Annotated in this window: 7 protein-coding genes and 1 rRNA gene; 3 read left to right on the top strand and 5 right to left on the bottom strand. The window is 50.1% G+C overall.

Going from position 1 to position 12932, the window contains the following annotated elements:
- Positions 1 to 114 (top strand): 23S ribosomal RNA (locus NDI52_RS18625); the annotation flags it as partial.
- A gap of 366 nt (positions 115 to 480) precedes the next feature.
- Here NDI52_RS18625 and NDI52_RS18620 read toward each other — a convergent pair.
- The 3 genes from NDI52_RS18620 to NDI52_RS18610 all read right to left on the bottom strand — a co-directional run bounded on the left by NDI52_RS18620 (position 481) and on the right by NDI52_RS18610 (position 7588).
- Positions 481 to 1911 (bottom strand): Rieske 2Fe-2S domain-containing protein, encoded by a 1431-nt coding sequence (locus NDI52_RS18620; RefSeq protein ID WP_190770425.1) that lies wholly within the window; start codon positions 1909 to 1911, stop codon positions 481 to 483.
- Positions 1912 to 2040: 129 nt separating this feature from the next.
- Positions 2041 to 3171: a hybrid sensor histidine kinase/response regulator gene (locus NDI52_RS18615; protein WP_190770424.1), complete on the bottom strand. Its 1131-nt coding sequence runs from the start codon at positions 3169 to 3171 to the stop codon at positions 2041 to 2043.
- On the bottom strand, positions 3143 to 7588 hold the full coding sequence (locus NDI52_RS18610; protein ID WP_190789197.1) for a PAS domain S-box protein: 4446 nt from the start codon (positions 7586 to 7588) through the stop codon (positions 3143 to 3145). Before NDI52_RS18610 ends, NDI52_RS18615 begins: the two co-directional genes overlap by 29 nt.
- Positions 7589 to 8557: 969 nt before the next feature.
- On the opposite strand from NDI52_RS18610, the gene NDI52_RS18605 reads away from it, so the two are divergent.
- Together NDI52_RS18605 and NDI52_RS18600 are read left to right on the top strand one after the other, a co-directional pair.
- Positions 8558 to 8821, top strand: a complete 264-nt coding sequence (locus tag NDI52_RS18605; protein WP_190770422.1) for a hypothetical protein — start codon at positions 8558 to 8560, stop codon at positions 8819 to 8821.
- Entirely contained in the window at positions 8790 to 11219 is a 2430-nt protein-coding gene (locus NDI52_RS18600) for a DUF4394 domain-containing protein (protein WP_190770421.1), read from the top strand. Before NDI52_RS18605 ends, NDI52_RS18600 begins: the two co-directional genes overlap by 32 nt.
- 256 nt (positions 11220 to 11475) lie before the next feature.
- Here NDI52_RS18600 and NDI52_RS18595 read toward each other — a convergent pair whose 3' ends face one another.
- On the bottom strand, positions 11476 to 12189 hold the full coding sequence (locus NDI52_RS18595; protein ID WP_190770420.1) for a Crp/Fnr family transcriptional regulator: 714 nt from the start codon (positions 12187 to 12189) through the stop codon (positions 11476 to 11478).
- A gap of 193 nt (positions 12190 to 12382) precedes the next feature.
- Positions 12383 to 12781 (bottom strand): response regulator, encoded by a 399-nt coding sequence (locus NDI52_RS18590; protein WP_190770419.1) that lies wholly within the window; start codon positions 12779 to 12781, stop codon positions 12383 to 12385.
- Positions 12782 to 12932: the final 151 nt, after the last annotated feature.

The raw sequence follows: 12932 nt of genomic DNA, 5'->3' as shown, positions 1-12932 counted from the left end.
CTCTCATCCCATAAGGGAGTAAGGTCACCCGCAGAACACGGGTTAATAGGTTCTAGATGGAAGTCCAGTAATGGGCGAAGTCGAGGAATACTAACAGACCGAGGGCTTGTCCTCAATATCTACATCATTGTGTGTGAAAACGACAGTTATTTAATTGCTGTGCAAGCGGTTCTACGATTGAGTTTCTTATTGAAACTGCAAACGCACAAATAAAAGCATTCAAAGCTTTCCTGGTGCTAATGGCGGTTTGGCCCCACTCTCATCCATCCCGAACTGAGGTGTGAAACAGACCAGCGGCGAAGATACTTTGGGGGTTGCCCCACGGGAAAATAGCTCAGTGCCAGGGTAATACTCAACCAAAAACCTTCCTCAATCTGAGGAAGGTTTTTGCCTTTTGGCTTGAAGTCTAAAATTTGCATCTGCAGAGAGTTCTACGTATCGCGTAAAGCCCCTTAGAGATGCAAATTTTCAAAAAGATAGTTAGGATTTTCGCTCGGGGAGGTTTCGTGGAGGAATTATTCGCCCTTCATAAAACTGCCGTTCTAATCTTCCCAGACCTACCCAGATACCGCCAGCTAGCAGTGGGATGGTTGTAGCCATCAGGGCTAAGGAAAGAGGAGGGGCAGAGAGTAGAGAAAGGAGGGGAATGAGTGACCACGCGATCGCCGCTACCCCCACACATATTTGTCGTAGAAGTTGAATGCGAGCCAATGCACGGCGGCAACTGGCACAATGCTTTGTGTGAGAGTGGTAGCGATCGAGCAGAACTTCAGGTTTTAGAGCTGAACTTAGGGATTGTTCAGGGAAGGGATTTGCACAGTATTGGCTTACCCACTGACGCAGTTTCAGAACGAACGCATCGGCACGAGTAGGCAAATAAAAAGCTTTTGCTACGTTCTCACTGTCTGGCTTTGCAGCCAGGTAACGTTCTTGATGGTGGAGAAAGATTTGGTCATCTTCGAGTACACTATTTTGACCCAGGTGGGAGTACCAGCGAGGACTGAGCCCGATGAAGAAGGCAGGAAGTTTGCTGGCAAATTTGAAGGGAAAGCGGGCAAAAATACGGCATTCACCCTTGCGAATGGGAGTAGCGTAGACCACGGTAAGGGTACGGCCAAACTGTTTGGAAGTGAGGTCATGCCACATTAGGGAGGGAGCGATAAAAGTAGTGTTTTGTTGCCCCAGGGTGCCTTTGCGAGGACCCTCTGCCCATGTACCTGTAAAGCCCTGCCTGGTGGCTTCAATCACTTCCAATTCTACAGGGGCGGCATTGGAGCGGTTGCCTACGGAGCGGTGATGAGTGAAGGGGACATGACTGGCATCCAGGACGTTTTCTAGTAGGGTAAGAGCATCATAAGGCAGGTCTCGGAAGGTATTAAGACAGATCCAACCTTCGGGGTTTTCCTCTAAAGGGCTGATAGTAGGCACTTTGACCCGAAGGGCATTGTCGGGGTTGCCAGGGTAAACGAAGAGCAAACCCTGACGTACAGCGGTAGGAAGCGAGGCAACACAGGCTCGGGGAGACGTGTGAGCGCTGCTGTTAGGAAGTGCTTGGGGAATACGATCGCACGTTCCATCACCCTGAAAAGCCCACCCATGATAGGGGCATTCCAACAAACCATCCTCGGCAATGCGTCCTTCGGAGAGGGGCGCGAGCCGATGGGGGCACTGATCATCAAAGGCGCACCAAGTTTCTGTTTGTCGGTTCCACCAGATGACGAGGTCTCGCTCTAACAAGGTGAATTTTTGAGGTCGAGCCTTGTCGAGATCATCCAGGTAAAAAACGGGATACCAGGCTTCTTTCCAATCAAATCGAGTGGGATCGTTACCCCCAGCGGGAAGCTCGACGGGCTGTGCAGAGGATTGGTTAGCAGACAAAGTCTCGGTCGGTCGGCAATCGTCTGTCAACATAAACCCTCGGTCCACAGGTAGTCTTTACATATCGTAACAAATTTGAGTTTGGGTTAAGGACGTTTTAGGTGTTGGTCAACACGACATTTAAAGATGTTCTTAACCTGCAAGCGTCCTGATGCATTCAAGCTAAAGCTCAACAGTGAAGATCGCACCTCGGGGCATGTTATTTTCCACAAAGATGCGACCACCGTGGGCTTCAGCAACAATTTTGCAAAATGCTAGACCCAGCCCAATTTGGGTGACGCCAGAGGCGCTTTCGCCAATTTCGTATTTTTTGAAAATTTGCTGTCGGAGTTCTTCTTTGACCCCTGGCCCTTCATCAGCTACTTCTATTCGGACTTGAATTGGTTTGCCATCCTCGGATGCCGCACCTGATAACCACTCAACCCGTAGCGTTATTGTGCTGTTGCGGGGAGAGAATTTAATAGCATTTGACATTAGGTTGTCAATTAAGCGGTGGAGCAAATTCTGGTCAGCCAGAATAGTGTGTTCAGTATTGGGAATTTCGGTTTCAAGACGCAGGTTTCTCTGGTTTAAAACTTCTTGTAAATCAGTTGTGATGTTCCTTAGCAGAGCGTTGAGATCGAACCAGCTTGCATGGAGTATCAGCTTTCCAGCATCCATCTTGGCCATTAGCAGAAGATCGTTAATCAGAGAATTGAGCGATCGCGCTGCCGCTCCAATCATTTGCACCCGCTCCATTTCTTTTCCTGACAGGCCAGCTAGCAGCAACAATTCAGAACTCAGCAAGATTTTTGCTGTAGGGTTGCGCAAGTCATGTACCACCATATCTGACATGTCTTCCCGCAGTTGCAGGGTTGCTTTCAGGGCATCATACTGCTGCTTGATGCGCAGCATGGAGCGCACCCTGGCTCGTAGTTCGACGCCATTGACAGGTTTGGTGATAAAGTCATCCGCTCCCGTTTCCAGAGCATTGGCCAAATCTTCCTTAGAACTCAAGGCTGTCACCATGATGATGGGGATATGTTGCCACTGAGAATCTGATTTGAGCCGATCGCACACCTCAATACCATTCAGCCCCGGCATCATGACATCTAACAGGATCAGGTCAGGGGCGATCGCCTCCATTTCCGCCAGAGCTTTCTCACCGCTGTCGCGGTAAGTCATGCGGTAGCCCTCCCGGTGAAGCAATGCCTGTATTACCGCAGCACCGCTGGGTTCATCATCAACTACAAGGATTGAGGGAGGCGTCGGAGCTGGGGCGGACTCAGTCTGGGATTCGTGGGGCTGGGACATAGGTTGCAATCACCTTCAGCAGTTGTTTCAGACCGACAGGTTTTGTGAGATACTCATTGGCTCCAGCCGCTAAACACCGTTCGCGATCGCCTGGCATGGCCAGGGCTGTTAAGGCCAGGATGGGAACACGACTTAGGGTGACATTTGCCCGAATATGGCGGGTTGCTTCCAACCCATCCATTTCGGGCATTTGAATGTCCATCAGAATTAAATCTGGGTGATGCTGTTCGGCCAGATCAAGGGCTTCCAGGCCATTTCGGGCCAGGATAACCTCAAATCCATGTAATTGCAGGTATGGAAGGGTGGTGACAATGTTATCTTCCTGGTCTTCCGCCAGCAGGATAAGCGGTGATCGGGTCGATTGATTGGGGGTAATAACCAGGGTTGTCTGCTTTTCAAGGGCATTCCTCGATTCTAAAATTTGGCCCATGGCTCCCTGCAACTGCTGGCGCGTGATGGGTTTCACCAAATACTCCGCTGCGCCCAGTTCTAAGCCGTAAGTCCGCTCATCCAAAACGGAAATAATCATAACCGGAATTGAGGCCGTTGCTGGATTTGCCTTCAAGGCAATTAACACGTCCCATCCCGACTGGTCGGGTAAAAGAATATCCAGAATGATCAGATCCGGTTGAGTTTCGAGGGCAATGTCGAGGACGCCTTCCCCCTGGGGATGAACTACTGTTTCCGCTTCCATCTCGGCCAGATAGCGAACAATCTGATTCGCCGCATCCTGGGAGTCTTCCACCACCAGCGCCTGTTGAAGTAGGGGGAGTGGGGTGGTGCGAAGGTCGAGGCGTTCAGTGGGTAAGACTGACGTTTGCGGCACCCAGGGCAGGGTAATGGTAAACCGACTGCCAGATCCAACTTCGCTTTCCAGGGAAATACTGCCGCCGTGCAGTTCGACAATGCGGCGTACTAGAGCCAGCCCCAAGCCCGTTCCTTCATAACGACGAGATAGGCTGCTATCTAGCTGTACAAAGGGTTGAAAGAGTTTGCTGAACTGTTCGGGTGCGATCCCAATGCCTGTATCAATGACTGAAAAATTGATGGTTTCTTGCAGAGAATCTGCAGAGACTTGAAGCGTGACTGCCCCATGATTCGGGGTGAATTTGACCGCGTTGCTGAGCAGGTTAATGAGAGCTTGCCGAATCCTCCGGGCATCGCATTGCATTTGAACTAGGCCCTCAGAAATGTTGAGGCTTAGCCGTAGATGTTTCTGGTTTGCCTGCTGCCGAACAAAGGACAGACTTTCCTCACAAAGGCTGGAAACAGCGATCGCCTCTATCTCCAGGTCCATACGACCTGACTCGATCTTGGAGAGATCAAGGATATCGTTGATCAAGGACAAAAGATGTTGACCACTTTGCTCAATGACCCGCAAAGAATTGCGCTGGTTTTCGTTCAGCGGGCCATATACCTCTTCTAGTAAAGCCTCCGATAGCCCCATCACGGCGTTGAGAGGGGTACGCAGTTCATGACTCATGCCTGCTAGAAATTCATCTTTAATACGAGTGGCTCGAGCTAACTCGGCATTGGCCAGGCTAATGCGCTCACTGCTGATGCGCAATTGTTCTTCGGCTTGTTTGCGATCGCGAATGTCCAGCAGCGTTGCCCGGTTGTACAGGTGGGTGCCATCCGGGGCGGTGACGGCGGTTGCGTTGATCAGCACAGGTAGAACTGTGCCATCTTTGCAGACAAACTCATACTCTAGATTCCTGGCCCAACCCCGTTGTAGAAAGTCTAAAAAATTTTGCTGAAACGTTTGCTGGCTGGATTCTGTGAGGAAGTCGGTTACGGGGCGACCCAACATTTCTTCGCAGGTATATCCCAAAATGTCGAGCTCCGTTTGGTTGACCCGGATGTAGCGCCCCTCTGCATCTAGGGAGTGATACCCACAGGGGGCATTGTTATAGAGGTCTTCAACTTCGCGGGTATAGGTGGCTAAGGCTTCTTCAGCCTGTTTGCGCTCAGTAATGTCGTAGTTGATGCCGACCATACGACGGGGATTACCCTGGTCATCCCGTTGAACGACGGCAGCCGCTTTGATATAGCGAAGGGACCCATCCGTCCGGTAGATGCGAAACTCTATATTAAAGTCGCGCTCACCTTGTAAGGCACTCTGTAAAGCCGCTTGGCTAGGTTCTCGATCTTCTGGATGTAGGGCATTAAGCCAGTCTTGATATACTGCGGGGCGCACTGCACGATCGAAACCGTAAAGCGCGTACATAGCATCATCCCAATAGGCTTCCTGGATCAGATCCCAATCCCAGGTGCCGATCGCCCCCGATTGCAAGGCCAGGGTAAGGCGAACGGAGAGGTTTCGCAGTTGTTCTTCGGCTTGTTTGCGATCGCTAATATCCTGATGCGTCCCTACCATTCGCAACGGCGCACCCTGTTCATCTCGCGCGACAACCTTGCCGTAGTTGGCAATCCACTTCCATTCCCCCGACTTCATCCGCATCCGGTAGTCAAAGGCATAGGGAACATTACTGTCTGCGAAATGGGCATTGAGCCGCTCCACAACCCAGGGGCTATCCTCAGGGTGAATTAATTGGAGCCACATTTCCTGCCCTGCTGGCAATTCATCCACCTGATAGCCCAACATTCCTAACCAATTAGGACTGAGATGAGTTTCATCCGTGACGATATCCCAATCCCACAGGCCATCCCCCGATCCCTCCAGAGCCAATTTAAGCCGCTCCTCACTGATGCGCAGGGCTTCCTCGGTGCGTTTGAGATTGGTGATATCGCGGCCTACGGCTTGAAATTCAGACGCTTGCCCCTGGGCATCAAATAATAGGCGAGTAATCCACTGTGTCCAACGAATTTCTCCCTGAACGACTACCCGGTTTTCAAGGGTAACGGTAGGGTTCTCAGGACTAATTGCCTGAATTTGGTGAGATACCAGTTCCCGATCTGCTTCATAAATGACGGGGTCATAGCTGTTGCCCAGAAGATCGTCTGATTGCAGACCGAAGTAGCGACAGTAGGCGTCATTGACAAACCGAACGATGCCATCTGGGGAGAAGCGAACGATAAGCTCGGTCTGGTCTTCGATGATGGCGCGGTAACGAGCTTCGCTAGTCTGAAGGGCTGTGGTGCGTTGAGCGACTCGCCTTTCGAGTTCCTGATTGAGCTGGTGAAGATCTTGTTCAGCTTGTTTGCGATCGCTGACATCTAGCATGATGCCTAGCATCCGAAACGGTTGCCCGGAATCATCATAGAGCGCCCGTCCCTGAGCTGAGACCCAATGCACTGTGCCATCAGGGTGAACAACACGATACTCGATTGTGTAATCGGCCTGAGTGCTCAACGCTCTCGTAATGCTTTGTTCGACCTGTTCCACATCTTCTGGATGAACCCGATCGCGCCATGCCTCATAGGAAGGAGTGACCTCTCCAGGTACAAGCCCCAACAACCGAAAATGGTTGTCATTCCACTCAATGACGTTCCTTTTGATGCGCCAATCCCAGGTCGCAATGTGGGTTACGTCTATTGCTAGCTGACGTTGAGCCTCGCTCAGGCGCAAGTCAGCCTCCATCTGTCGCTGGTCGGTGATGTCAACTCCTGTGCCAATGACGTACTCTACCTGGCCTTGATCATCCACGAGCGCACTATTTGACCAGGCAATCAGGTGACGGCTACCATCTTTTGCCACCCAGTAATTTTCGTACTGATTGGGAAAGTGCCCAGCGGTCAGGGTCTGAAAGGTTTCTTGAACGGCGTCTTGCTCCTCTGGAAGCAGAAGTTTCTGCAGTCCTTGATGTTGCATTTCAGCAAAGCTATAGCCCGTGAGACGCTCGCAGGCGCGGTTAAAGCGCAAAATTCGCCCTTTGCGATCAAGCACAATAATCAGGCTATTGACTGCTTCTAAAACAGCCGATGCCAGGTCATAGTTGTGATTAAGCCTATCCTCGGGCTGCATGGGCGTTTCTGCTTGAGAATTTTGAGATGGATATGGCGATCGCCGAGAATCTTGTGTTTGATTCTGCGGTTCCCGTGGGGACTGCCCTCCTAATACAGACTGCACTGCAGCCCCCAAAGATGCTGCGGTTAAGTTGTTCCATCCAAAATAATTTTGCCCACCTAACTTAATAGCCTCCACAGCAACTGCTACTTCCTCAACATCTGTCAACACAATGACAGGAAGCTGGTATTGGCCCGCTTGCTGAGCCAGACGTCGCAGAAACTCCAACCCATCCATGTCAGGGAGGGGATTGTGCAGCAGAATGACATTGGGGAGCGATCGCTGTTGGGACAGCAAGGCTAAATACTGGCACAGATTCAGTCCTGCAACCCCATTATCAGACTCTAAAAATATATAGGCTTGCTGAATTTCTTGATCAAGAAACGATCGAACGTGAGCCCTTCTCTCGATCGAATCATCCACCATTAAGACAACTGGCGGGATGCCCATAAATAGTAAATTTAACTAAAAGTCATGGAGTAGCTTTGGATTTATTTAGACCGCTCTGATTTGCAGACGCAAAAAGCAAAAAAGTGAGGTAAGGGGCTAGACCCCTCATTCAGTTTAACCTTGTTGAGAATTCAGTGTTAGAAAACGAATCTCTATGTGCGAGGAGGTTGAATCTTTTTGGCCAATGGAGCATTGAGAGCAATCGCTATGGGAACCTTTAAAGGAATTTTAGAACTGATTCTTCCGGAAGCGGAACTTTTCAGATATATAGAAATAATCCTTCAAGCAGAATATTTCATCTAAAAACAACATCAAATTAAATTTTCAAAAATGATTAAAGTTCTCTCAATACGCTGATAAAAATTTTTGATTGCAAGTCGCAATTTTCTGTGCTTGTAGTGCTTTTCAATCGCTTAAAATCCGGTTGCTTTTGTGAGAGCCGTGCGGAGTACGGCTCTCACAAAAGCAACCGGAGCTGATTCAAGCGCAAAGCGCTGTATAACAGTGCCAGTGTTTGTACTCATTAATCTGAAGTTGCATAAAAGCGATGTGATACGTGGTTAGATGCCTGTAAGAGGGGATGCCTCATACAAGTATCTAAGGAACGCTAATTGAATCAAACCTGGAGTTTCCTGTGGCAAGTGTGACTACTCGCACCTGCTACAGGAAACTCCAGGTTTGATCTGAACTAGTTTTCTTGATATAGCAGCGCTTGCAAGGCTTGCTTGAAGAGGAAAGAAATTGGGTCATAGCTCTGCCTTTCTCCTCTTCACGCAAGCTCGATATAACGTGGACAATGGAATGTGACAGAAGATGTGACAGTTTTTGCTGTTTCTTTTAAAGCCAACATCCCAACGTCTCCGTACTAAGCATGTAACATCTCGCTAACCCAACCCCTACCCCGTGGAGGGGCATCAGCGGTTGGCAGAACAGTTGACTTGCTGTCGATGACCGATCTCACCTGATGCGGTGGGAATTGGGTTATGCATCCTCTCAAGCCTAGGGCTTCCTGGCGATCGCATCCATCCTGTCCCTTCGGGGCATCTAATCAAAACTCCCAGCATTGGGGTATCTGGGACAGGCGATCGCCCCTATAACAATTCCTTTTTGCTGAAGCATCCTTCAGTGTCGTTCCATTCATCGAATGGGGCGCAGTTTGTCATGCTCTGTTCACCCTTTATCACTGAAAAAGGTAATCACTATGGCATTCACCTTAGGTACGACCGCTGCTAACAACCTGACAGGAACTCCTGAAAATGACACCATTTACGGCGGTGCAGGCAACGACACGATCTACGGCGGTGCAGGAGACGATCGCCTCAGCGGCAATGGTACGGTACGCTTTGTCGGTTTGAATAACAATACCCTCACCTCTTTTTCAATTGATAACCCTGCTGCCGTGACGACAACGGCCATATCGGGTGTTGATGGTACCTTACTTGGAATTGATGTGCGCCCGGCTAACGGTCTGATTTATGGCCTTTCCAGCACGAACAAGCTCTACACCATCAATGCTTTAACCGGGGCTGCGGCTCTGGTCAGCACCCTCAGCGTTCCCTTTGAAGGGGGAGCCATTTCGGGGTTTGATTTTAACCCAGTGGCCGATCGCCTGCGTCTGGTTGGTAGCAATGATCAGAGCTTCCGAGTCAATGTCGATACGGGAGCGGTAATTGTGGATGGTACTCTGGCCTACGATCCAGCAGATACCAACAACGGAGAGAACCCGACTGTTGCGGCGGCTGCCTACCTCAATAGCTTTGCCGGAAGCACGACCACCCAACTGTTCAATATCGACATTGAGCAAGACACTCTGGTGCTGCAAAACCCACCCAACAACGGAGTGCTGACAACTATTGGTGAATTAGGCGTTAATTTCGATTCCCTGAGCGGCTTTGACATCTTGTCCTTCAACAATGGAGTGAATACGGCCTATGCCGTATCCAATTCCACTCTTTACAGCATTGATCTAGCAACAGGAGCGGCCACTAGCTTGGGTGCGATTGGCAATGGCACTCTGTCATTACAGGGGCTTGTTGCGCTGACAGGAAATGGTGGAATTGGCAACAATGTGCTCTCCGGTGGTGCCGGAAATGATGAGCTCATGGGTGGCTCGAATCGGGACACCCTCAGCGGCGGTGACGGCAATGATCTGCTCGACGGAGGCGCGGGTAATGACAGTCTTTCGGGTGAAACCGGGGTGGATGCTCTGTTTGGTGGAGCCGGTTTTGACACCTTAGATGGGGGTGGCGATAACGATATTCTGGATGGCGGCACCTCAAATGATGTAGTGCGTGGAGGCAATGGCCGTGACCTGCTGAAGGGCGGTCAAGGCAATGACATCCTCAATGGTGGTGAAGGGGATGATGTAATGTTGGGCGGGCAGGGTAATGACCTTCTCAACGGCTTGGGTGGCAATGACTATCTATTGGGAGACGGTGGGTTGCAAATGGTCGCTCTGACCGATGCCAACACCCTGATTGCCTTTAACCCCAACAGTCCTGGCAGTAGTCAGCAAATTCAAGTTACGGGAGTGGATGGCAACTTGCTGGGCATCGATGTTCGTCCAGCCAATGGCTTAATCTACGGTCTTTCCAGCACTAATAAGCTCTACACCATTGATGCCAATACTGGAGCCGCTACTCTTGCCAGCACTCTGAACATGTCGTTTGAAGGTGGCACTGTTTCGGGTTTTGACTTTAACCCAGTGGCCGATCGCCTGCGACTGGTAGGAGGCAACGGCCAAAACTACCGGATTAATGTAGAGACAGGAGAAGTCACAGTAGATACGGCGATCGCCTACGCCCCCACTGACTCCAACACTGGCCTGACCCCCAACGTTACCGCTGCTGCGTACACCAATGCCTTTGCAGGTACCACAGCCACCCAGCTCTATAACATTGCCGCGGCTCAAGATGTTCTCGTCCTACAAAACCCACCCAATGATGGGGCGCTAACCACCATCGGTAGTCTGGGTATTGATTTTGACAACCTGGGCGGCTTTGATATTCTCTCGACGGCCAATGGGTTAAACCTGGCCTTTGCAGTATCCGACTCCACGTTGTACACCATTGATCTGGCCACAGGAGCCGCTTCCCGCCTGGGCCAAATTGGCGGAGCCTTGGGTAACATTGTGGGGCTAACGTCCAGCATCCTTCCCAATGTGGCCTCTGGTTTGGATCGGCTCAATGGTGGGGATGGCAATGACACCCTGGATGGAGGACGGGGAATCGATTTCCTGAACGGTGGCAATGGAGGCGATCGCCTGGTTGGTGGAGCGGGACTCGATCGCCTAACCGGTGGCAATGGCTCTGATACCTTTGTCTTCAAGTCTGACACGTCATTTAACACTGCCAACCTGGGTGTTGATGTGATTAAAGACTTTAACCGTAGTTTCGATCGGATCGAGCTGAGCCAGGCTACCTTTGGTACCCTCACCGCTGCCCAAGTTCAAGTCGTTAATACCAATAGTGCCGCTGCCCGTAGCTCGGGTCTGATCATCTACAGCCGTGCATCGGGCAACCTCTACTTTAATGAAAACGGCGCAGCAGCAGGGTTCGGAGATGGCGGCCAGTTCGCCCGTCTGTTAGGCCAGCCTGGGCTCACAGCTAACAACGTCCAAATTGTTGCCTAAGCAGACATGAGCAATTGAGAGTTTGTTCTGCTTCAGCACAGGCTCTCAACTCTGGCCTTTTTCAGGGAGAAAGTTTGCCTCTCCAGGGCGATTGCAAAGGGCGATCGCCCTTTTCTATAGCAGTATTCAACGCAGTGCTGTATGACGATTTCTGAAAAGTTGTGTTCACACAACTTTTCAGAAATCGTCTTTCCTCATCAGACGGCGTAAAAACTCGAGAAGCGGATGCGGCGTACCCTCTCTCCTTCTCTCAAATTCATGACTGATTCTCCAATCTTTCACCCAGCAGGCGATCGTATTCCGCCTGAATGGTTTTGAAACATTCGCAAGCAAAGGCTTCTAATCCAACCTGATTCAAAATTTGAACATTACCTCGGCGATATTGGATCAATTTGCGCTCTTGCAGCTTTTGTGCAGCCAATGTCACCCCTGCCCGACGAACGCCCAACATGATTGCGATAAATTCTTGGGTCAAAGGAATGGTGTTGGAATTAATGCGTTCCCGGGTTCCCAATAGCCAACGGGCTAGTCGTTGTTCTAGCACATGAAGGGAGTTGCAAGCAGCCGTCTGAGAAACCTGCACTAAAAACGCCTGAGTATAGCGCAACAGTACTTCGCGCAATTCTTCATTACGCTCAAATTCGGTTCGCACAATTTGTGCATCAATTCGCTTGGCACTCCCAGCAATTTGAACCAAATATTGGGTTTGGGTAATGACAATATTGCCCATAAACGCATTAATCCCCAACATATCCCGATTTCCCACAATGCCGACTTCTGCCGTTGATCCATCACTCATGGTGACGATGATCGAGAACAGACAGTCAATGGGAAAGTAAATGTAAGACAACGGCTCACCTGGCCTGTAAACAACGTCACCCTGGTTGAGAGTAACAGAAGTGAGATGAGGCTCAAGCTGTTGTAGAACGTCAGGGGATAAGATTGCTAATATTTGGTTCTCAGCGGTCATGGAAGCCTCGAAAGGTCGTTGAGTGGTTCTTGGAGGAACTCATCTCAAAATGGAAGTTCCCAGGTTGTCATTCATCATGATTGTGGTTAGTGAAAACATCCCTAGAAACAGCCTAAAAGTGGTTTAAAAACCCTACAAAGAAGTTTGATTATACGTATACGTTGACACGAACAACCAGCTTCTTATGAAGGTTCTAAGGTTGTGCCAGAGCGTAGGTTACTGCTTCAAGAAACTCATCTATATCCAAGGGTTTGGACAAGTGCCTGGAAAAACCGGCAGCTAAAGCTAAGCTACGGTCTTCATCACTGGCATATACAGTCAGGGTGATCGCCGGAATCCGAATACCCTGGGCTGCTTCAAATGCTTTTACTTTACCCATGAGGGAATACCCATCCTCATCGGGTAAAGCAAGTTCACATACTAATAGATCGGGAGGAGATTCCTGTATTTTTTCAAGGCACTCGCTGGCACTCGCTGCCATGATGGTTCTCGCTTCATAGCCATTAAATAATGCTGCCAATAAATCTCTTGAATCCGGATCACTATCCACGACAAGTACTTGTATCTTCTGTGGAAAGTCTGAATCAGGCACACTGGCCCTCCCTGTTAGGTTGGGTGAACGATAAATAAGGGAATCGCTAAGACGAGTTTTCGAGAGGTTATCTGCCCTGTGCGTAACTGCTTCTGGTGAGTCGGGTTACCCCTCTAATCCAAAATGATTTAGGAAGGTAAGCTGGCTCATA

The organism is Leptolyngbya sp. PL-A3, from assembly GCF_039962325.1.
Taxonomy (GTDB): domain Bacteria; phylum Cyanobacteriota; class Cyanobacteriia; order Elainellales; family Elainellaceae; genus Vacuolonema.
The sequence above is the reverse complement of the archived record's forward strand: the minus strand, read 5'-3'. Positions and strand labels throughout refer to the sequence as shown.